Raw genomic sequence first — 22,360 nt, 5'->3', positions numbered from 1 at the left:
TCACCCTCGCCCCGGTCCACCGGCGCCGCGTACGGCGCAGTCGCGAATCCCGCGTGTGATCAACAGGGAGAAGACCATGGCGCGACCCATCACGCTCTTCACCGGCCAATGGGCCGACCTGCCGTTCGAGGAGGTGTGCCGGCTCGCCTCGGAGTGGGGCTACGACGGGCTGGAGATCGCCTGCTGGGGTGACCACTTCGAGGTCGACAAGGCCCTCGCCGACCCCTCGTACGTCGACCGCAAGCGGGAGACGTTGGCCAAGTACAACCTGCAGGTCTTCACCATCTCCAACCATCTCGTCGGGCAGGCGGTCTGCGACCACCCGATCGACGAGCGGCACCAGGACATCCTGCCGGCCCGGATCTGGGGCGACGGGGAGCCCGAGGGAGTACGGCAGCGGGCCGCCGAGGAGATCAAGGACACCGCCCGGGCGGCGGCGAAGCTCGGGGTGAAGACGGTCGTCGGCTTCACCGGCTCGTCGATCTGGCACACCCTGGCCATGTTCCCGCCGGTGCCGCCGTCGATGATCGAGAAGGGGTACGAGGACTTCGCCAACCGCTTCAACCCGATCCTCGACGTCTTCGACGAGGTCGGGGTGCGGTTCGCCCACGAGGTGCACCCGAGCGAGATCGCGTACGACTACTGGACCACCAAGCGGACCCTGGAGGCGATCGGCAACCGGCCGGCGTTCGGGCTGAACTGGGACCCGTCGCACTTCGTCTGGCAGGAGCTGGACCCGGTGAACTTCATCTTCGACTTCGCCGACCGGATCTACCACGTGGACTGCAAGGACGCGAAGGTCCGTACCGGTGACGGCCGCCGGGGCCGGCTCTCGTCCCACCTGCCCTGGGCCGATATGCGCCGGGGCTGGGACTTCGTCTCCACCGGCCACGGCGACGTGCCGTGGGAGGACTGCTTCCGGGCGTTGAACGCCATCGGCTACGACGGCCCGATCTCCGTCGAGTGGGAGGACGCCGGGATGGACCGGCTGGTCGGGGCGCCGGAGGCGTTGCAGTTCGTCCGCCGGCTGGCCTTCGACGCACCGAACGCCGCCTTCGACGCGGCGTTCAGCAGCCGCGACTGAGCGCGGTCGCCGGCCCGACCGCCAGAGGTGACCGCGACCGCCAGAGGCGGCGTGACAGCCGGAGGCGGCGTGACAGCCAGAGGTGACCCGTCCGGCCATGGCCGGACGGGTCACCCGTCTGTGTGAGCCTCCCCGGCCCGGGGTCGGGCCGGGCCGGTCAGAACGTGGTGCCGTTGGTACCGGCGCCACCGGACCGGGAGGCGCTGGCCGGGGAGGGGCTGGACGTCGACCCCGACGACGTGGTCGACTTCGACGAGGTGCCGGATTCGGTGCCGCTGTCTCCAGCGACCAGTGCGGCCGACCCACCGTTGTTTCCGGTGGTGCCGTTGCCGGCGGCGGCGCCGAGCTTCTCGCCCAGCCGGGTGTGGCTGAGCCGGTCCTTGCCCTCGGCGTAGAGCCGGTTCGCCTGGGCCTGGGCCACCCCGGCCGCCTCCTGCACCGTCGGGTGGTCGAGAACCTTGCGACCCTGCATGACCAGCTGCTCGTACCGCTCCCGGCCCGCGCGGGCGCCCAGGACGAAGCCCACAGCCAGCCCGCCGACGAACCACAGCTTTCCGCGCATGGCGGCTCCTTCCGTGTTGACGCGCTCCGTCCACCGGTGTTCCCGGCGGTGAGGTGTCTCGCGCCTGCGTCGTCTGTCTCCAGGTCCGTACCCATCCTCCACCGTAGTCATGCCTGGTTGGGGTCGACCTGACGATTTGTCCGGTCCCGGGGAGACGGTCCCGGGGAGACGGCCCCGGGCCGGCGTCGGGGGAGAACCCGGTGGACCACCACCCCCGCTCGTCCTGTACTCTTGTCCCGTCGCACCGCGAAGGAGAGATCCGCAGCGGGACTAGCGATCCCCTGTAGCTCAATTGGCAGAGCAGCCGGCTGTTAACCGGCAGGTTATTGGTTCGAGTCCAATCGGGGGAGCTCCTCTCATCTGATGCCCGCCGGCCAGCTGGCGGGCATTGTTCGTTCCAGGACCGCTCCGACGCGTCCGCGCCGTCGCGCTGCGGCTCGGTCACCGAGCCGGTACCTTCCGGAGGCGGCGGGGTCGACAGGTGCGCCCCCCACGCGTCGACGGGTGCGCCCCCACGCGCGCTCGGGGAAACCGCACCCGGAACGGATGGAGAAGATGGCCGGATCCCGTAGCCGGGTCGCTCTGCTGGTCGCCGGTCTCCTGGTGCTCGGCTGGTTGGCCGTCGGCGCCTTCGCCGGGCCGTACGCGGGACGGCTCAGCGACGTCGCGGTCAACGACAACGCGGCGTTCCTGCCGGAGGACGCGGAGGCGACCCGGGCCCAGCGGCTCTCCGCCGAGTTCGCCGAGCGGGAAACCGTGCCCGCGCTGGTCGTCTACACCCGGGAGAGCGGGCTCACCGACGCCGACCGGCAGCGGGTGGCCGCGGCGACCGCCCGGTTCGCCGAGCTGCCCGGGGTGGTCCCGCCGCTGTCGCCGCCGATACCCAGCGACGACGGCAGGGCGCTGCAGGTGGTGGTGCCGGTCGACAGCGCGGACGGCAACCGCACCCCCGAACTGGTCGGCGAACTGCGCCGTACCGCCGGGGAGACCGCCACGGACGGCCTGCAGGTCGCGGTCGGCGGCCCCGCCGGCTTCCTCGGTGACCTGGTCGAGGTCTTCTCCTCGATCGACGGGCCACTGCTGCTGGTCACCCTCGGCGTGGTACTGGTCATCCTGCTCGTCGTCTACCGCAGCCCGATCCTGTGGGTCATCCCGATGCTCGCCGCCGGCCTGTCGTACACGCTCGCCGCCTTCGCCGTCCACCAGCTGGCCGCCTCCGGCGTCATCATGCTGAACGGGCAGGCCCAGGGCATCCTCACCGTGCTGGTCTTCGGTGCCGGCACCGACTACGCCCTGCTGCTGATCGCCCGGTACCGCGAGGAACTCTGCCACCACGAGGGAATCGTCCGGGCCATGCTCGCCGCCTGGCGCGGCGCCGCCCCGGCCATCGTCGCCTCCGCCGGCACCGTGATCGCCGGCCTGGTCTGCCTGCTGCTCTCCAGCCTCACCTCGAACCAGGCCCTCGGCCCGGTCTCCGCCGTCGGTATCGCGGCCACCCTGGTGGTCATGCTCACCTTCCTGCCCGCGTTGCTGATGCTGGGCGGCAGGTGGATGTTCTGGCCCCGGACCCCGAACCGGGAGCACGCCGCCACCGTCGGCCGGCTCTGGAAACCGACCGCCGACTTCGTTGCCCGTCGCGCCCGGCTCGTCTGGCTGGCCACCAGCCTGGTCCTGGTCGGGCTCGCCGTCGGAGTGACCCAGCTCGGCAGCACCCGGCTCGGTGAGACGGAACTGTTCACCAACCGGCCGGACTCGGTGGTCGCCCAGGAGGCGATCGACCGGCACTTCCCCTCCCGCGGACAGGGCACCCCGGCCGAGATCTTCACCGCCGCCGGCGCCGCCGACCAGGTGCTGGCCGCCGCCCGGGCGGTGCCCGGGGTGGCCGACGTCCGCGCCGTGCCGGCCACCCCGCCCGGCGCCCCGGCCGGCCCCGGTGGGCAGCCTGGCGGCCAGCCAGGGAGCCCCGACGGGTCCGGTGCTCCGTCCACCGCCGCCGAACCCAAGGTGGTGGACGGGCGGGTCCAGCTCCTGGCCACCCTGACCGCCGCGCCGGACAGCGAGGAGGCGGAGCGGACCGTACGCCAGCTGCGGGTCGCCGTACACGCGGTGCCCGGTGCGGACGCGTTGGTCGGCGGATTCACCGCCATCACTGTCGACACCTCGGATGCGGCGATCCGGGACCGGAACGTCATCATCCCGGTTGTCCTCGCGGTGATCGTGGTGATCCTGGCGCTGCTGCTGCGCTCCCTGCTCGCCCCGGTGCTGCTGATCCTGACCGTGGTGCTGTCGTTCCTGGCCACCCTCGGGCTCTGCGCGCTGCTGTTCCGGTACGTCTTCGGGTTCCCCGGGGTCGACGCGTCCTTCCCGCTGTTCGCCTTCGTCTTCCTGGTCGCACTCGGGATCGACTACAACATCTTCCTGATGAGTCGGGTCCGTGAGGAGGCCGTCCGACAGGGGACCCGGGCCGGGGTGCTGCGCGGACTGGTCGTCACCGGCGGCGTCATCACCTCGGCCGGGATCGTCCTCGCCGCGACCTTCTCGGCGCTCGCCGTACTCCCACTGGTGATCCTGATCGAACTGGGCGTGGCGGTCGCGCTCGGCGTACTGCTGGACACCATCGTGGTCCGCACGCTGCTGGTGCCGGCGTTGAGCCACGACCTCGGACCGGTGATCTGGTGGCCGTCCCGGCTGGCCCGGGACGCGCCCCCACCCGTTGGCGGGAGTTCCGGTGCGGACGGGTGACCCGGTGGCACCGGCGACCGGCACCGCGCCACCCGCCGAAACCGACGTCGTGATCGTCGGCGGCGGCCTGGCCGGGCTGGCCGCCGCCCGCCGGCTGCACCGGGCCGGCACCCCGTGGGTCCTGGTCGAGGCCGCCGACCGGCTCGGCGGCCGGGTCGCCACCGACCGGGTCGACGGCTACCTGCTCGACCGGGGCTTCCAGGTGGTGAACACCGCCTACCCCCGGCAGGCGGCGCTGCTCGACCCGGACGACCTGGAGCTCGGCCTCCTCACCCACGGCGTACTGGTCCGGCGGGGCGCGGGTCTGCACCGGATGGTCCACCCGCTGCGCGATCCGCTCGGCGCGGCCCGCACCGTGCTCACCGGCCTTGCCGACGCCGCACAGCTCGGCCGGATCGGACAGGCACCCGGGGCCGTCGGTGCCCTGGCCCGGACGGCGGGCGCGGAGCGGATCAGCAGCGTGGGGTACGCCTTCGACCGGCTCCGGCTGGCCGGGTACGCCGCCCGCTGCGCCACGTACCCGGTGGAGCGGCTGCTGGCGGTGCCGGAGCTGACCACCGAGCTGGAGCTGCGTCGGGTCGGGCTCTCGGACCGGGGCATGGAGGAACTGCTCCGGCCGTTCCTCTCCGGAGTCTTCGGCGAGCGGGAGCTGACCACCTCCAGCCACGTGCTGGCGATGGTCGTCCGCGCCTTCGCCCGGGGCCGGATCGGGCTGCCGGCGGCCGGGATGGCGGCGTTGCCGGCAGCGCTGGCGGCAACGCTGCCCACCCCACTGATCACCCTGGGCGTGCCGGTCACCTCGGTCCGGTCCGGGCTGGTGACCACCGCGGCCGGCCCGATCCGCTGCCGGGCCGTCCTGGTCGCCGTCGACCCGGGTACGGCCAACCGGCTGCTCCCCGGCCTGCCGCCGGTACGGATGAACGGGCTGACCACGTACTACCACTCGACCGCACAGCCGCCGCTGGACGAACCGGTCCTGCTGCTCGACGGGGACCGGGGCGGCCTGGTGGCCAACACCGTCGTGCCGAGTCTGGCCGCGCCGACGTACGCCCCGGCCGGGCGGCACCTGGTCGCCACCTCGGTCGCCGGGCCGCCGGCCCCGCCGGAGCCGGCCGTCCGGGCCGAACTCGCCCGGCTGTACGGCGTACCGGTCGACGACTGGGAGCACCTGACCACGGTGGCGGTGCCGGCGGCGCTGCCCGCCACCCCGCCCCCGCGACGGCGGCTCCGTGCACCGGTGGTGCTGGGGGATGGCCTATTCGTGGCCGGTGACCACCGGGCGAGCCCGTCGGCGCAGGGGGCCCTGGCCAGCGGCTGGCGCGCCGCCGGTGCGATCCTCCGACGGCTGCGGGGTGCCGGCTCCGTGGCAGCGGGGTACTCATAATCCCTCGGTCCCGAGTAATCCCCCGGTCCCGAGGGTGATCGGATCAGGTCCCCGGCAGGGGCTGACGGGCCGATGCGGCGTCGCCCGATTGTCGGCTCCGGTTGCTATCCTCGCCGTGCCGGATCCGGCGGGATACGCCGGGCCCGGTGGCGTCACCGGACACTCGACCGTGTCAGCTCCCGTCGGGGTGCTCGGCTGCGATGTCGGTGGTCGGTCGGCGGTATACCGGGATACGATCCCGGGCGCTGCCAGCGCGGGGCGGTAGCTCAGTCGGTTAGAGCAGGGGACTCATAATCCCTCGGTCGCGGGTTCGAGTCCCGCCCGCCCCACCCATAACCTTTGAGCTGGGAAAACGTGAAAGTGGACGTGGCGGTACCCGAACCGCCCTGGCGAACGCGTTGTGACCGGGTGAGACCTGGGCGTCTGCATGGTGCGGCCGTCGTCGTGCGCGGACGGCCGAGTGCTCCGAGGGCCGCGGTGATCGACCGGATCGGGTACGCCCCCGGGTTGGGCCCTGCTGGTGTGAGCGGTGCCGGAGGTGGCGCGCCGGGGCGGTGTCTGGCGGTCCGCCGATGTTGGTGGACGGCCGCGCCGATGGGCTGCGAGGGCCTCACGAATGCGGAGCGGCCGAGGTAACCAACATGTCGCCGAGGTCGGAGCGGCGGTAGAGCACCGATCGGCCGTGTCGGGTGCCGACCAGCAGTCCGCCCGCACGCAATGCTCGGAGGTGCTGATTGACCGCTGTCGGGGTGACGCCGAGGCGGGCGGCCAACTCGGTGGAGGATGCGGGCGTGTTGAGATGGCTGAGCAGACCGGCCCGAGTGGTGCCCAGCAGTCCTGCGAGACCGTCTGGAGCGGGCAGGGCCTGCGGCTCCCACAGGGTCGCCGCGCCACGCGCGGAATAGAGGATCATCGGTGGCTCGTCGGCCGAGATGGGTGTCGAGGCGTTGGTGGTCCACAGGCTCGGCACCAGGGTCAGCCCGCCATTGGCCGGTCGCGCGTAGTCGAGCTTCGAGCGCAGCCGTACCTCGACCACGTTTCCGACGAGCCGCACCGTGTCCGACAATCCGCTGAGCATCGTGGCGAGACCCCGCTGGGCGATTTGTCGTCCTCGGAACGTGACGTCGCCTTCGAGGATCGCCCGCATCCGTGGCCAGTGCGGCTCGAAGCAGAACCGCCAGTACGCGGCGAGCGCATCGATGATCCGATTGAGCACCTCCGCGGCGGAACCCTGTAGCGGTTCGGGAAGTGGCGTCGCGCCGTGCACCGCTCGCAGGTCTCGTTCGATGACCGTCGGGTCGGTACTGGCCAGTTTCGCGAGTTCGTCGTCGAAGCGGGTCAGCGGTGAGTGCGGACGCGGGTTGAGAAAGTCGGGTGTCCACAGCCGTACGTCCGTCAATGCGAGCAGCATGGCCTCGTCAAGGCTGCCGCGCACGGCTTCGAGCGTGCGTAGTCAGTGCAACTGAAGCGGATATCGTCCTGGATCGCGCCAAGCCCGGAGGGACAGCACCGCCTCGTTGAGCGGGGACACCGCGAATCGGAGATCGGCGACATCCATGCCGAGCAACTCGTACCGGACCATGAAGCAAAAGGCTACATCGTTGGCGTGGCCGGTCGGTACCCTGCGACAACTGACGGCATGCTTCTTGTGACAGACCGCCACAGGTCGGCGGCGGCCGGCTGGGTTCGGCGGTACCTGCGTCCGGACGATCCCGTCGCCCGCGCGCTGACCTGGGCCACCATGATTAGCTCGCTTTCCAAGGGAGTCTTCTTCAGCGTCAGCGTGCTGTTCTTCACCCACGTCGCCGGCTTCGCCGCGACCACGGTCGCGCTCGGGTTGACGATCGCCGGGGCGGTCGCCGTCCCCGCCGCGCTGGCTGCGGGCTACCTGGCCCGTGTCGTCGGCGCGCGCCGGGTGCTGCTCGCCACGACCGCCGGCCAGGGCCTGGCGCTGGTGGCCTACCTCCTGGCGCACACCCCGGCCGCGTTCGTTGTCGTCGCCTGCGCCGCCGTCGGACAACAGGCCATGCAGCGCACCGCCCTGACGACGATGATCGCCGAGTCGTTCACCGGCCCGGACCGCGTGGAGATGCGCGCCCGCCTGCGGGTGATCACCAACGCTTTCATCGGCGTGGGAACCGCGCTGGCAGCCGTCGCCCTCGTGCTCGACACGAAACCGGCATATCTGCTGGCGATGCTCACCACCGGAGCATTGCTGTTCGTCTCCGCATTCTTGCTGCGCCGGATGGACCGCGGCGCCGAGCTCACCGCGACCGACGGGTCTCGGACGGCCGGCGGACGCCGATCACCACTGCGCGACCGGACCTATCTGGCCATCACCGGCCTCTACGCCGTCATGAGCATGCAAGTCAGCATGCTCACGGTGGGAGTACCACTCTGGGTCGCCGGCTCGACGAAGGCGCCCCCGGCGACCATCGCGGCGATGCTGGCATTGAATACCGTCATCGTGTCCCTACTTCAGGTCTGGGCGGCACGCGGAGCGAAAGCCATCCGCTCGGCCGGCCGCGCGGTCGCCGGGGCCGGCACCTTGCTCGCGCTGGCCTGTGGCCTGTACGCCCTGTCCGCCCACGGCGCGATCGCTGTCGTCGTGGTGGTGCTGACGCTCGCGACCGTGGCACACAGCCTCGCCGAGATCCTGTCCGAGGCAGGCAGTTGGACGCTCGCCTTCGAGCTTGCCGACCCGGCCAACGTCGGCGCGTATCAGGGTGTCAGCCAGACCGGAGCGGCACTGGGCTCGATGCTCGCGCCGCTGGTGGTGACGGCGACCGCGATTCAGCACGGTTCGCCCGGTTGGATTCTTCTCGGCGTGCTGTTCCTCCTCGCGGGGGCATTGACGATGGCGCTGGTCCGACGACAGGTGGACGGGTCGCTGCTGCCTGGCTGAAAGATCGCCGCTCCGGCAGATCTGCCTGACGGGGCCGCCCGCCCCGACGGCGAGCAGTCCCGTCCGTCGAACAGTGATGCTCGCCAAGCGAGAGCGCCGTCGACTGCCGCGGCCCGCCGGCCGTCCGGCAGGGCGCGGGCCGAGCGGAAGATCTGTGCTCCGTGTTCGGCGAACGCCTCGGCCAGCAGCCGACCGGTGCCACGTGCCGCGCCGGTGATGGCGACGCGTGAACCGTCGAGATCCATGGCCGACAGTGCGGCACCTGAACCCTGGCTGAGGTCAACGCGACCGCGGATCCCATACGTACGTGTATGGCGGCCGTGTAGCCGACTCCGGCAGGGTCGCCCGACCGGATCAGGCCTCGATCGGGTCCGACGCGCCCGGTGACGGCCGGCAGCGTCGGTGGTGTCCAGGATGGGAGTTGTATGCCAGGGCTCTCCCGCCACGTCTCGCGGCGGTTCAGGGAAGGGAACGACGGTGGTCCGCCGTGGCGCGGAACGACGCTCTTCGCGCTGGTGGTCATGAGCGTGCTGTTGTCGGTGGCGGCGGTGACGGTCCGGCCCTCGGCGGCGGCCGCCGACGACTGGTACCGCGACCCCTGCTGGAACACCCGGCCGGAGCACACGGTCCTGTCGTGGGCCGAGAACGAGCTGGAGCAGGAGGCTTCGCTGCCCGTCGGGCGGTACGGCAACGCACACACCAGAGAGGTCGGCGAATACTCCCTGACCTGGTCGCAGACGAAGACCGCATCCATCACCGTCCAGGGCGGGCTGAGCCTTGACAAGATCGTCGAGCTGAGTGTGCAGGCCGGCTTCCAGACGCAGGTCAGCATGCAGATCAACTGGTCGACGAAACTCTCCGTGCCGACCGAGGCCGGCGAGTTCGTGCGGATGACCCCGTACACGGAATACGTGTTCCGGAAGGTGATCACGAGACTGGTGCCGGCCGAGGGCAGTGGCTACTGCAGCCTGTCGGCATCGGTGGCCCGGATCCCCATGTCGTTCGGTGTCTGCCGGGTACCCATCAACTCCACGTTGGCGGTGGCGTGCGGCGACAACTTCACTCGTGCCCCGGGACGCGGGCCGGGCACCGGCGGCACCACGCCGCCCACGCCACCGGCGCCGCAGCCGGTGACGGACGTTCGCGGCCTCGCCGACGGCACCGTACTGGCGACGACCGACACCAGGCGGATCTACAAGATGGTGGGTGGCGCGCCGGTCTGGCAGGCGACCTGCGACGACCGGATCTGCGAGCCGCAGTCGCGTCCGACGACGCAGGCGGTGATCGACGCCGGTCCGGCCACCCCGCGGAACGGCTCGTCCGCCATCGACCAGCGTGGTCAGGTGTACGTGTTCGTCGGAGGCGCCCCGCTCTGGCAGGAGTCGTGCGCCGCCCCGGTCAACTGCGGCACCCCGGTCAAGGTGTCGGACTGGTCGATCGACGCCCGCGACCACATGAACCGGCGACCCGCCGACGGTAACCTCGTCCAGGCCGTGGCCGGCAGCACCGATCTTCCGGTGGCCGCGACGCTCGGTGGCGCGCTCGTTCCGTTCGCCAACGAGCAGGAGGTGATCGAGACCGGCCACGGCACCGGCTGGCGGGGCAAGGTGACGGCGATCACCGCGAACAGCTACCACACCCTGGGCTTCGAACCGGCCAACGGCACCCTGGTCCAGGGTGTTGCCGGTGGTGTCTCCACCGCTGTCGCCGCGATCGCCGGTACGGCGGTCATCCCGTTCGCTAACGAGCAGGAGGTGATCGACTCCGGACACGGCACCAACTGGGCGAGCAAGGTCCGCGCCGTCCCCGCGCGGTTCTTCCACGCGAGGCCGAGGATCCCCACCGACAACACCCTGATCCAGGGCTCAGGTGGGGGCGCGGCCACGCCGGTGGCGGCCATGGTCGGCGGGGCGCGGATCAACTTCGGCAGCCCGCAGGAACTCATCGACGCCGGATACGGGACGGACTGGCCGAGCAAGGTGCAGATCATCCCGACCCGGGTCTTCAACGAGCTGCGGGCCGACGTGCCGGCCGACGGCACCCTGATCCAGGGCATCAACGGCAGTACCCCGGTCGCCAAGATCGTTGGTGGTGCGGTGATCCCGTTCGCGAACCCGCAGGAGGTCACCGACGTCGGCTACGGCGCCGAATGGGCACTGCACGTACGGGCGGTGCCGCCGCGGGCGTACCAGGCACTGCCGACGGTTCCCGCCACGAAGACCCTCGTACAGGGGAAGTCGGGCGACACCCTGACGGCGGTCGCACAGGTCGTCGGCGGTGCCCGTGTCCCGTTCGGTAGCGGCGCGGACGCCACGGAGGTGGCCGGCCCGGACTGGGGCCAGTTGGTCAGGCGGATCCCGAGCCGGGCGTACACCGCCATGCCGCTCACCCCCGCCGACGGGACCCTCATGGTGAACGAGGACGGCGTGCTCTACCGGGCGTTGCAGGGCAACGTCGAGCGGGCGGCGAGCTGCCCCGAGTCGCCGGCGTGTTCGAGCAGCCTGCCGAAGGTGCTGGACCGGCAGCTGCACGGGATACGCGAGTACGGGCCGGCGGGGTTGGCGTGGGTCGACGTCGACGGCGACGGCAAGGACGACCACTGCCGTCGGGTTGGCACGGTCAACCAGCAGGACAGCAGGGTCTCCTGCACGTTGTCGACCGGCTCGGGCTACGGCGCGACGGTGACGTCGGGCGTCATCGACTGGGGGTACCTGGTCGGGCGGCAGTGGGCTGACATGAACGGGGACGGGAAGGCCGACTACTGCCGGATCGGCGGCGCCGACAACCGCACCAACGCGTACGCGCTGTGCACGCTCTCGACCGGCGGCGGTTTCGGCACCACCATCGCCTCCGCGAAGCTCGACGCCGGGCACTCCCCCGGGCGGTCCTGGGCGGACGTCAACGGCGACGGCAGAGCCGATTTCTGCCGGGTGCGGGGCGGTACGAACCACACCGACGCGTTCGTGTCCTGCACCCCCTCGACCGGCACCGGGTTCGGCGGCGACATCAACTCGGCCAACCTGGACTGGGGTGCCGCGGCCGGACGGGCGTTCACCGACTTCAACGGGGACGGCAAGGCGGACTTCTGCCGGGTCGTCGGTACCGCGAACCACACCGCGGCGTACGTGACCTGCACGGTCTCCACCGGAGGCAGCTTCGGGGCGTCGTTCACCTCGCAGCCGACGGACTGGGGATTCGGTTCGGACCGGGTGTGGGCCGATGTCAACGGTGACCACAAGTCCGACTACTGCCGCCGGGTGGGCTCGATCGCCGAGCCGAGGATGGCGTGCACCCTGTCCACCGGTACCGGCTTCGGCGCGACCGTCGTCTCCGGCCTGGCGGACTGGGGCCAGCCCGGCAGCCGTACCTGGTCCGACGTGAACGCCGACGGCAGGGCGGACTTCTGCCGGGTCCGGGGTACGGCCAACCACAGCGACGCGGGGTTGTCCTGCCTGCTGTCGACCGGCACCGGCTTCGGCGCCGAGGTCACCTCGGGGAACATCGACTGGGGTTTCCACACCGGCCGTGGTTGGGCGGACGTCAACGGCGATGGTCGGGCCGACTACTGCCGACGGGTCGGTGGGAGTGTCACCGACACCCGGGTTTCGTGCAGTGTCTCCACCGGTGGCGGATTCGCCGCCAGTTTCGTGTCCGGTGTGCTGGAGTGGGGCCGGCCGGACTAGGGGCTCGACGGTGTCGCGCGCCGTACCGGCACGGCGCGCGACACCCGGCACCGGCCCTACCGACACCCCGCCGGATGTTCGTCCAGCATGCGGAGTTTCGCCCGGACGGCCTCGCCGTCCGGGTGCCCGAGCTGGTCCAGGATGTCGCCGGCCTCCCGCCATGCGGCCCGGGCGGCGTCGCGGTCACCGGCGTCGCGCTGGGCGTCGCCGAGATGTGTCAGCACGTCGGCCAGGCAGTACCGGTCACCGGCCTGGCGGAACAGGGCCACCCCGCGGTGGAAGCAGGTGACCGCCTCCGCGTGGTCGCCGAGGCGGCTGTGGATGTAGCCGAGACTGTCCCAGGCGTACGCCTCACCGGCTGTGTGGCCGAGCGCCTGGAGCATGTCCAGGGCCTTCCGGCAGAGAGCCAGCGCCTCGCCGTGGGCACCGTCGAGGGCGCGGTACCAGCCGACGGCGTTGAGACTGTTGGCCTCACCGGCGCGGTGGCCGGCCCGCCGGAACAGTTCCAGAGCGGATTCGGAGTGGCGGAGCGCCTCGATGTGGTTGCCCTGCTGGCCGCGTACCCAGGCGAGGTTCCGGTGGGTGTGGGCCTGGCCGACGTGATCGTCGGCGTACCGGTACAGCTCGAGCGCCGCGTGGTAGTGCGCGGGTGCCTCGTTCAGCTGGCCCCCGCTGGCGTACGCGAGTCCGAGGCCGCGCCGGGCAGCGGCTTCCGCGACCGGGTCGGCCAACCGTCGTGCCGCCCGCAGGGCAGCACGCTGGGCCGTCACCAGGTCCTGCCAGCAACCGTGTCGGTCGAGGTAGTTCGTCAGCGTCCCGGCCAGTTTCCACGCTTGGATCTCGTGGCCGGACGCCTCCGCCAGCTCGACGGCGTGGAGCAGATTGGCATGTTCGGCTCTGAACCACGTCAGCGCCTGATCCGAGCTGTCGAGGCGTTCCGGGGTGACTCCGGAGGCCGCTGGCATCGGGGTGGCCGTGTCCCGATGCGGGTTCAGCTGAAGCGCCGCGGCGTGTGCCGTGTGGAGGTAGTGGTCGACCAGCCTGCGTTCGGCGGCCAGCCGTAGGTGTCGGACCTGTGGGTCGTCGGCCAGCTCACGGGCGTACGCCCGCAGCAGGTCGTGACAGGTGAACCTGCCGGGCGTGTACTCGGTGAGCAGGTTCGCGCCGGTCAGCTCCAGGAGCAACCGACGGGTGGTGGTCGCGTCGAGGCCGACGAGGCTGTTCACGGCCGGTGTGCCGATGTCCGGGCCGGCGTGGACCCCGAGTAGGCGGAACAGTTCGGCCGCCGCTGGGGTCAACGCGCGGTACGACCACAGGAAAACTCGACGCAGATCGGTGGCGGCGTCTCCACCGGCGAACGACGCCAGAGCGTTGGCGGAGGAGCACAGCTGGTCGGCCAGACTCGTCAGGGACAGCTGGGGGTGCGCGTTGGCATAGGCGCCAACGATGGCAAGCGCGAGCGGCAGCCGTGCGCATGTTTCGACGAGCGCGGCGGCGGCCTGCGGCTCCGCCGACAGCCGGTGCCCCCCGACGCGGCTACCGAACAGCCGTCCGGCCTCGCCGGCGTCAGGCAGGTCCACCGACAGGATCTGCGCCCCGTCGGTAGCCGCCAGCCCCATGAGCCGGTCGCGGCTCGTGACGACCGCCAGCGACGTGGGCGCGCCGGGCAACAGCGGGCGTACCTGCTCGGCGTCCCGGGCGTTGTCCAGCAACAGAAGGACGCGCCGGTCGGCCAGAATGCTCCGGTACAGGCCCGCCTGGCTCTCGGTCGTGCCGGGGACACGGTTCGCCGGCACGCCCAGGGCCTCGAGCAGGACCCGGATCGCTTCGGCGGACGTCAGCGGCGGCCCTGACGGGTCGAAGCCGCGAAGGTTGAGGAACAACTGCCCGTCGGGGAAATGGGCGGCCGCGTGGTGCGCCCAGTGCACCGCCAGAGTCGTCTTGCCCACTCCCGCGGTACCGGTGATCGCAAGATTCACCACCGTGGTCGGTCGGCCCCTGCCGCCGAAGGCGACGGTGTCCAGCCGACGCAGGTGCTCGGCGCGGCCGGTGAAGTGGAAGACGTCCGCGGGTAGCTGCCGGGCGGGAACCGGCGGCGTGCCGACGACCTCACCGGTCATGATCAGTTCCAGGCCGGGGTCGGCCGCCGCGATACGCGCATGAAGCTCGACCAACGCCAGCCCCGGCCGTACCGACAGTTCCTGGTCCAGCAACCGGCAACACCGCTGGTAGGCATCCAGGGCCTCGGCCCGGCGACCACAGCGGTACAGCGCAAGCAACAACTGTCCCCACGACCGTTCGCGCAGCGGATGGCGGGCGGTCCAACTCCGCAGTTCCGGTACGAGTTCGACGTGTGCGCCGAGCCCGAGCCGGGCGTCGAAGGCATCCTCCATGGCGGCGACGCGGAGTTCCTCCATGCGGTCGGCTTCCAGCCGCACGGCTTCGGGCAGGACAAGCCCGTCCAGGACCGACCCACGCCACAGCGCCAATGCGCGCAGCAGTGCGTCGGCGGCGGCTGCGGGGCGCCCGTCGGTCTGGTGACGCCGCCCGTCGGCCGCCAGCCGCTCGAAGACGGCGGCGTCCAACTCGTCCTGTTCGACCCTCAGCAGGTAGCCACCACGGGTCGTGACGATCCGCTCCCGCCCCGACAGCGCCGTGCTGTGCAGGGTGCGCCGCAGGTCCGAAACGTACGACTGGAGGTTTGCCGCCGCGGATGCTGGCGGACGCTCCGACCAGAGCGAGTCGACGAGCGTGTCCGAGGCCACCAGCGTGTTCGGCCGGAGCAGAAGAATGGCCAGGAGCAGTCGCGGCTTCCTCCGGACCGGAGCCACCGTCCGGCCCGACTCGTCACGGACCTCCAGCGGACCGAGCACACGAAAATCCAACGGATACCCCCGCCGACCACACGTCGTGGCCAGTAGTCCCAGCGCTCAACGGCGGTATGGCGGCCCCGGTGCGCGACCCTCGCCGCTTCTACACGGACAGTCCGCAGCAGCGTAGCCGAAGCTCGAGCCGCCCCATGGCGATTCAGCGACTCGCGACCATCCGGGTCGGCGTCGGCAGGTGGTGAACCTGCTCGCCACGTTGATCCTGGGCCACCGCGCTCGGTACCACGCGGCCGGCCAGCGTGGCGAGCAGCCGCCTACGTCCGGTTGACCGTTCGCGCACGCACTGCCGGCAGCCGCAGGTCGGACCGCCCGCCGGCGGGCAGGGGTAGTCCGACGTCGCTGACCTCGCCGGGCTGGTGGAGGCCCCCCTTCAGCCAGGTCAGTTAATCAAATCAGCTTGATGGATCACGTCTGTTTGATGTAACTTGCAGTCGTGGCGGTGTCGAGTCGGAGTGCCCCGGCGTTCGTGCGCCTGGCCGCCCATCCACTGCGCTGGCGGCTGCTGACCGAGCTCGCAACCAGCGATTACCGGGTCCGGGAGTTGGTGACGCTGGTGGGCGAGCCGCAGAACCTGGTCTCGTACCATCTGCGGCTGCTGCGCGACGGCGGGCTGGTCACGTCGGCCCGCAGCAGCTTCGACGGCCGCGACAGCTACTACCACCTGGATCTGGACCGCTGCGCGGACGCACTCGCAGACACCGGGGCTGCCCTGCACCCGGCGCTGAGCCGGGAGCACGTCGCGCCAGGTGTGTCTCCGGCTGATCTGCCGCGCTCGCCCCGTGTCGGCGTGCTGTTCCTGTGCACGGGCAACAGCGCCCGCTCGCCGATCGCCGAGGCTCTGCTCCGTCGCCGCACCGACGGTCAGGTCGAGACGATCAGTGCCGGTGGCCGGCCCAAGCCGCACCTGGACGCCAACGCCGTACGGGTGCTCCGCGAGGAGTTCGACATTGACATCAGCGGCCAGAGCCCCCGGCACTGGGACACCCTGCCCGGTCGACGGTTCGACTACGTCATCAGCCTCTGCGACAAAGTCCGCGAGGCGTGCCCCGACTTCCCCGGCCAGCCCCGGCGGGTGCACTGGAGCATTCCCGACCCCGCCGCCGGCGGCACCGATCAGGCCGGCTACCTCGCCTTCCGGCGTACTGCGGCTGACATCGAGACCCGCGTCAGGCACCTGCTGCCCGTCCTCAGCGCCATCCGATCCTGAAGGAGACCAGCCGTGACAGCGTCCGAACCGTACGCCAGCGTCCGATACATCGTCGACGACGTTCAGGCGGCCGTCGACTTCTACACCACCCACCTCGGCTTCGCCCTCAACACCAGTGCCGCGCCAGCCTTCGCGGACGTCGTACGCGGCCCGCTGCGGCTGCTGGTGTCCGGCCCGGCGAGTTCCGGCGCCCGCGCCACCCCCGACGACGCCACCACCGCTGGACGCAACCGCATCCACCTCGTCGTCGACGACCTGGATGCCGAGATCGACCGACTACGCAGCGCCGGGTTGTCGTTCCGTAGCGACGTCATCGCCGGCCCCGGCGGACGCCAGATCCTGCTCACCGACCCCGCGGGCAACCTCGTCGAACTCTTCCAACCCGCCGGCCGACCAGCCACCCCCTGACGGTCGTCGCCGGCTTGGCCCAGTTCATGGCGCGGCTGGGTTCGCACCCGGTCTGTCCTGACTGGTTGGTGCGCGGCCCGTCCAGGGAACCTTCGGCGCTTCTCTTCTCGCTGCCTGCCTCCATGGTGGGCTGATGGCCTCGGTCAAGCAGTTCCAAATCACCGTCGAGTGTGCGGAACCTGAGCGTGTCGCTCGATTCTGGTGCGAGGCGTCGGGGTACGTCGTACCGCCGCCACCGGAGGGGTTTGCCACCTGGGGCGATGTCGATCGGACGCTGCCGGTTGAGCGGCAGGGTCCGGCGTTCGCCTGCGTTGATCCCTCGGGCGTGGGTCCGCGACTGTTCTTCCAGCCAGCCATCCCGTTACGCGCCGGAACTCATCTGGCAGTCCGACATCGTCTTCTCGCGGTGGTCCCCCCTGACCGACCGGACGGGTGCGCCGGACCAGGCGGTCGAAGATCAGTACAACCGATCCTTTTGTTGCCACGAGCAAAAGTATGGCCGAGTCCGTCGAAAGATCTAGACATCTCGACGTCATGCCCGTTAGGGTCGGTCAACATCAACATTTACCTGCGAGGTAACCGGCGGCGCGGTTAGCTCACCATCTGAGGGCCACGGCCTGGCCGGGGAGCCGGCTTCCCCGCCTGGCGGCGCCCACAGACCGTCCTGGCGCGGTCCCGCACCGTGTCCGCGACGACGTCGGTTTTCGCCGTCTCGGCGACGTGACCGGCGTCCACCCCACCAGAGCCGTTCACCCCCCACCAGAACTGCCACCCCGCCAGAACCATCACACTCGCCATTTCCGTCCATACCCACCCGTCCTGACCGGACCGCAACCGTTCACCCGGGTCCACCCAGCGTCGACCGCGTCGGTGTGCGGTCTGCCGCCATGCCGTTCGCCGGTCCACCACCCCTCGGATCGGTGACGTTCCCGCGCAAGACTCGCGAAAGGTATGTGCGACATGCCAGCTTTCCCTGTGCGATGGCGCCCGCCGAGGCGCCCGCGGCTGCTCGCCCGGCTCGCCCCGGGCCGGCTCAGCCGACCGATGAGCATCCTCGCGGTCATGGCCGTCGTGCTCGCCGGCTCCGCGCTCACCGCCGTACCGGCCAGCGCCCGCCCGGCGGACACCGAACCCACCCCGGCCAGCGGCGCCGCCGGACAACTGCAGGCCCAGGTTCTCACCTGGACGGCGGGCAACAGCACCCTGGAGTACGCCTCAGCGCCCACCACCGCCGTCGCGGGGCCGACCACCATCGTCTTCGAGAACAGCGCCGCGACCGGCAACACCAGCGGCATGCTGCACACGCTCACCTTCGACACCGGCAACCCGGCGTACAACCGCGACGTGGAGCTGGACATTCTGGCCGACCCGTTCGACGCGAACAACGGCCGGCACCAGGTCGACGTGGTGCTGACCCCCGGCACCTACCGCTACTTCTGTGCGATCCCCGGACACGGGACGATGACCGGCCTGCTCGTCGTCAGCGGCGGCGGCGAGGACACCACCCCGCCGACGGTGACCGCCTCGGTCACCGGTGAGCAGGACGAGGACGGGGCGTACGTCGGCGCCGCCACGGTCACCCTGAGCGCCACCGACAGCGGCTCCGGTGTCGGCCGGGTGGAGTACGCCCTCGACGGCGGCCCGTACGGCACCTACTCGGCGCCGGTGACGGTCAGCGCCTACGGCGAGCACACGGTGACGTACCGGGCGACCGACGTGGCCGGCAACACCTCGGCGGTGCAGTCGACGACCTTCGAGGTGGTACGGCCGTCGAGCCCGGACACCACCGCGCCGACGGTGACCGCCTCGGTCACCGGTGAGCAGGACGAGGACGGGGCGTACGTCGGGATGGCGACGGTGACCCTGACCGCCACCGACAGCGAGTCCGGGGTGGAGCGGGTCGAGTACTCGCTGAACGGGCAGGCGTACGCGGCGTACACCGCGCCGGTGATGGTGCACGAGCCGGGCGCGCACACGGTGACGTACCGGGCGACCGACGTGGCCGGCAACACCTCGCCGGTGCAGTCCACGGCCTTCGAGGTGGTGGAGCAGCCGGACCCGGACACCACCGCGCCGACGGTGACCGCCGCCGTCGCCGGTGAGCAGGACGAGGACGGGGCGTACGTCGGGATGGCGACGGTGACCCTGACCGCCACCGACGACGGATCCGGGGTGGAGCGGGTCGAGTACTCGCTGAACGGGCAGGCGTACGCGACGTACACCGCGCCGGTGATGGTGCACCAGCCGGGCGAGCACACCGTCAGCTACCGGGCCACCGACCGGGCCGGCAACACCTCCGCCGCGCAGTCCGTCACCTTCGAGATCGCCGGTACGACGACCCCGGACACCACCCCGCCGACAGTCTCCGGCGGGGTCACCGGCGACCGGGACGACAACGGCGACTACGTCGGTGCGGCCACGGTCACCGTCTCCGCCACCGACACCGAATCGGGGGTGGAGCGGGTCGAGTACTCGCTCGACGGGCAGCCGTACGCGGCGTACACCGCGCCGGTGACGGTCAACACCGTCGGTGAGCACGAGGTCGACTTCCGGGCCACCGACCGGGCGGGCAACACCTCCGACCCGCAGTCGGTCACGTTCCGGGTCGTCGCGGCGCCGGACCCGGACACCACCGCGCCGACCGTCACCGCCACCGTCGCCGGCAACCGGGACGGCAGCGGCGACTACGTCGGTGCGGCCACGGTCACCGTCTCCGCCACCGACGCCGACTCCGGGGTGGAGCGGGTCGAGTACTCGCTCGACGGGCAGCCGTACGCGGCGTACACCGCGCCGGTGACGGTCAACCAGCCCGGCCAGCACACCGTCTCCTACCGGGCGACGGACGTCGCCGGTAACACCTCCACCCCCGGATCGGTCTCCTTCACCGTGGTCGCCACCCCCGATCCCGACAACACCGCCCCGACGGTGAACGCCGCGATCACCGGGCAGCAGAACGGCAACTGGGCGTACGTCGGCAGCGCCACGATCGTGCTCACCGCCGCCGACGCCGGCTCCGGCGTCCACCGGGTCGAGTACGCCCTCGACGGGCGCGGCTACGTGACCTACACCGGACCGTTGACGGTCAACACCCCCGGCGCGCACACGGTGAGCTACCGGGCCACCGACCGGGCCGGCAACACCTCGGGCACCGCGTCGACCACGTTCACGGTGGTGGAGAGCGGACCGCCGGCACCGAACTGCCGGGTCACCGACACCCGGCCGACGGTCTGGCTCGGCACCCTGAACAGCGGGGTGACCAACCGGGTGATCGAGGGCGGCTGCGCGATCAACGACCTGATCCTCGACGAGCGGACCTGGCCAACCCACGCCGAGTTCGTCGAGCACGTCACGACGGTCGCCGACCACCTGCACCAGCGGAGCCGCATCCAGCTCAGGGAGCGCAACACCCTGGTCCGGACGGCCCGGGAGTCCGGTGTCGGCCGGACCGAGGAGAAGCAGGGCTACCAGCCGCTGCTCGACCGGACGAACGCCTCGTTCAAGCTCTGGGAGCAGGTCGGCGCGGGCGGTTTCACCCGCAACGCCGACGGTTCGATCACCAGCCGGGCGGTCGACGGCCTGGGCATGCTCTGGTTCCCGGTCCGCGGCTACGGCGACTTCTCGCTCAAGCTGCAGTGGCGTGACGACGCTCCCGGTGACGGCCGGGCCAACAGCGGGGTCTTCGTCCGCTTCCCACAGCCGCACCAGCACCCGCAGGAGTCCCGCCCCGAGTGGGTGGCCATCAAGTACGGCCACGAGCTGCAGATCTTCGACCGGACCGACGGTGACGAGTACAAGAGCGGTTCGGTGTACGGCTTCGACCGGGTCGACCTGGACGGCGCCGGGGTCACCCCGAAGGGCACCTGGAACGACTACGAGATCCGGGTCGTCGGGCAGCACTACTCGGTGTTCCGCAACGGTGTATTGATCAACGACTACGTCAACGTCCCCGAGGCGGTCTTCACCCCGCCCCGGGCTGACGATCCGGGCGGTGCCGGGCGGCAGAACCCGACCGGCTACATCGGCCTGCAGAACCACGGTGCCGGCGACATCATCAGCTTCCGCAACATCCGGATCGCCCCGCTGACCCCGTGACGATACGCCGTCTTCTCCGCCACCGCCGTCTTGTCCTCCGCCACCGGTGTCAGCGGTGGTGGGCCGAGCGATTGGATACCGACGTGGACGACAGGGACCTGTTGGTCGACAGGGATGTGAACGACATCGGCGGGCCGGACCAGACCCCGGCCGCCGAGGGGCCACCGCCGCGCTGGTCGTTGCCGGCCCGGCTGTTCGACTCGGGCACCGGCCGGGCCGTACTGGTGGCCGCGGTTCTGCTGGTGACGTTGGTCGGCGCCGGCGGCGGGCTCACCCTCGCCCGCGACAGCGCCACCACCGGCGGCGAGCCGGCCGGGCAGCCGGCGATCGAGGCCGCCGCCGCCCGGTCGGCGGCCCGGCCGGAGGGCTGCGTCGCGCCGGACCGCCGGCTCGACCTGTACGCGGTGGAGCTGCCCAAGGACCCGGTGACGAACCAGGTCCGGCTCGGCTACGGCCTCACCCCGCAGACGGCCTCGTACCCGGGGCCGACGATGGAGATGATCGAGGGGGAGTGCCTGGCGATCACCCTGCACAACCAGGTGCCGACCGCCACCCTGGAGCAGTTGCGCACCGATCCCGCGCATCCGCTCGGCGTCTCGCTGCACGTGCACGGGGTGAAGTACACCCAGCAGTCCGACGGCACGGTGCACAGCGACTCGTTCGTGCCGCCGGGCGGATCCCGGACGTACTTCTGGTTCGCCAAACCGCGGACCGGAACCTCGCAGGGCACCGCCGGCTACTGGTGGTACCACGACCACGTGGTCGGCGGTCCGCACGGCACCCAGGGGCTGCGGTCCGGACTCTTCGGTGGCCTGGTGGTACGCCGCCAGGGCGACCCGAGGCCGGACCGGACGTACGTGACGGTCTTCGGCGACCGGCAGACCATCAACCTGCGGCGCAGCGCGGAGGCGGACACCTGTGACCCGGTGAACCCGGTGCCGGGGCCGACCTGCCTGGTCGCCCGGCTCGGCGAACGGGTCGAGTTCATCGTGGTCGGCATCGGCGACGACATGCACACGTTCCACGTGCACGGGCACTCCTGGGCCGACACCCGGACCGGCCTGGCCGAGGGCAGCAAGGCGCTCGTCGACTCGATTCCGATCATCGACAACAAGACGCTCGGCCCGGGCGACAGCTTCGGCGTGCAGTTCGTCGCCGGTGACTCGGTCGGGCCGGGGCACTGGATGCTGCACTGCCACATGCAGTTCCACTCCGACCTGGGCATGTCCACCACCTTCCACGTCCTGGACGAGAACGGGCAGATGCCGCCGCACACCGGCGGCCACACTCCGGCCGCCCCGGCGGCCCAGGGCGCGGCGGCACCCGCCGACGCGCACCCCAACCACCGATGACCCACGACCGTCGACCATCCCTGCCAGCGCGACTCTTCGTACCCCCGTCAGGA

Annotated in this window: 12 protein-coding genes, 2 tRNA genes and 2 pseudogenes; 12 read left to right on the top strand and 4 right to left on the bottom strand. The window is 71.2% G+C overall.

Features of this window, described 5'->3' with window-relative positions; genetic code table 11:
* Positions 1-76 precede the first annotated feature (76 nt).
* Complete coding sequence (locus tag ABGB05_RS15255; protein WP_347653976.1) at positions 77-1,084, top strand: sugar phosphate isomerase/epimerase family protein; 1,008 nt, start codon at positions 77-79, stop codon at positions 1,082-1,084.
* A gap of 157 nt (positions 1,085-1,241) precedes the next feature.
* Here the strand turns inward: ABGB05_RS15255 and ABGB05_RS15250 are convergent, their stop codons facing one another.
* Complete coding sequence (locus ABGB05_RS15250) at positions 1,242-1,646, bottom strand: hypothetical protein (RefSeq protein ID WP_347653975.1); 405 nt, start codon at positions 1,644-1,646, stop codon at positions 1,242-1,244.
* A 277-nt stretch (positions 1,647-1,923) separates the two neighbouring features.
* Between ABGB05_RS15250 and ABGB05_RS15245 the strand changes: the two genes are divergently transcribed.
* The 4 genes from ABGB05_RS15245 (at position 1,924) to ABGB05_RS15230 (ending at position 6,101) form a co-directional block, all read left to right on the top strand.
* Positions 1,924-1,996: transfer RNA gene (locus ABGB05_RS15245), tRNA-Asn, on the top strand.
* A gap of 196 nt (positions 1,997-2,192) precedes the next feature.
* Positions 2,193-4,388: an MMPL family transporter gene (locus tag ABGB05_RS15240; protein ID WP_347653973.1), complete on the top strand. Its 2,196-nt coding sequence runs from the start codon at positions 2,193-2,195 to the stop codon at positions 4,386-4,388.
* The gene (locus tag ABGB05_RS15235; RefSeq protein WP_347653972.1) at positions 4,375-5,772 is read left to right on the top strand and encodes an FAD-dependent oxidoreductase; all 1,398 of its coding nucleotides are present in this window, start codon (positions 4,375-4,377) and stop codon (positions 5,770-5,772) included. Before ABGB05_RS15240 ends, ABGB05_RS15235 begins: the two co-directional genes overlap by 14 nt.
* A gap of 255 nt (positions 5,773-6,027) precedes the next feature.
* Positions 6,028-6,101 (top strand) — tRNA-Ile (locus ABGB05_RS15230).
* A gap of 281 nt (positions 6,102-6,382) precedes the next feature.
* Here ABGB05_RS15230 and ABGB05_RS15225 read toward each other — a convergent pair.
* A complete protein-coding gene (locus ABGB05_RS15225; protein ID WP_347653971.1) occupies positions 6,383-7,207 on the bottom strand; it encodes a winged helix-turn-helix domain-containing protein in 825 nt (274 codons plus the stop codon).
* 21 nt (positions 7,208-7,228) lie between these two features.
* On the opposite strand from ABGB05_RS15225, the gene ABGB05_RS15220 reads away from it, so the two are divergent.
* Positions 7,229-8,677 (top strand): MFS transporter, encoded by a 1,449-nt coding sequence (locus ABGB05_RS15220; RefSeq protein ID WP_347653970.1) that lies wholly within the window; start codon positions 7,229-7,231, stop codon positions 8,675-8,677.
* 134 nt (positions 8,678-8,811) lie between these two features.
* Here the strand turns inward: ABGB05_RS15220 and ABGB05_RS15215 are convergent.
* Positions 8,812-8,922: pseudogene (locus ABGB05_RS15215) on the bottom strand (SDR family NAD(P)-dependent oxidoreductase); the annotation flags it as partial.
* Between the two features lie 276 nt (positions 8,923-9,198).
* Between ABGB05_RS15215 and ABGB05_RS15210 the strand changes: the two are divergent.
* Positions 9,199-12,360 carry a VCBS repeat-containing protein gene (locus tag ABGB05_RS15210; protein WP_347653968.1) on the top strand — a complete coding sequence of 1,054 codons (3,162 nt, stop codon included), beginning with the start codon at positions 9,199-9,201 and terminating at the stop codon, positions 12,358-12,360.
* Positions 12,361-12,416: 56 nt separating this feature from the next.
* Here the strand turns inward: ABGB05_RS15210 and ABGB05_RS15205 are convergent, their stop codons facing one another.
* The gene (locus ABGB05_RS15205; RefSeq protein WP_347653967.1) at positions 12,417-15,233 is read right to left on the bottom strand and encodes a BTAD domain-containing putative transcriptional regulator; all 2,817 of its coding nucleotides are present in this window, start codon (positions 15,231-15,233) and stop codon (positions 12,417-12,419) included.
* Positions 15,234-15,681: 448 nt separating this feature from the next.
* Here ABGB05_RS15205 and ABGB05_RS15200 point away from each other — a divergent pair, with 448 nt between their 5' ends.
* The 5 genes and pseudogenes from ABGB05_RS15200 (at position 15,682) to ABGB05_RS15180 (ending at position 22,307) form a co-directional block, all read left to right on the top strand.
* Positions 15,682-16,455 (top strand): ArsR family transcriptional regulator, encoded by a 774-nt coding sequence (locus ABGB05_RS15200; RefSeq protein WP_347653965.1) that lies wholly within the window; start codon positions 15,682-15,684, stop codon positions 16,453-16,455.
* A 12-nt stretch (positions 16,456-16,467) separates the two neighbouring features.
* Positions 16,468-16,863 (top strand): VOC family protein, encoded by a 396-nt coding sequence (locus tag ABGB05_RS15195; protein WP_347653964.1) that lies wholly within the window; start codon positions 16,468-16,470, stop codon positions 16,861-16,863.
* Between the two features lie 133 nt (positions 16,864-16,996).
* Positions 16,997-17,287 (top strand): annotated as a pseudogene (locus ABGB05_RS15190) (VOC family protein); the annotation flags it as partial.
* A gap of 536 nt (positions 17,288-17,823) precedes the next feature.
* Complete coding sequence (locus ABGB05_RS15185; protein WP_347653962.1) at positions 17,824-20,955, top strand: family 16 glycoside hydrolase; 3,132 nt, start codon at positions 17,824-17,826, stop codon at positions 20,953-20,955.
* 83 nt (positions 20,956-21,038) lie between these two features.
* Entirely contained in the window at positions 21,039-22,307 is a 1,269-nt protein-coding gene (locus ABGB05_RS15180) for a multicopper oxidase domain-containing protein (RefSeq protein ID WP_347653960.1), read from the top strand.
* Positions 22,308-22,360 lie beyond the last annotated feature (53 nt).

Source organism: Plantactinospora sp. B5E13 (assembly GCF_039871775.1).
Classification (GTDB): domain Bacteria; phylum Actinomycetota; class Actinomycetes; order Mycobacteriales; family Micromonosporaceae; genus Plantactinospora.
This window is presented reverse-complemented; position numbering and strand designations above follow the sequence as displayed.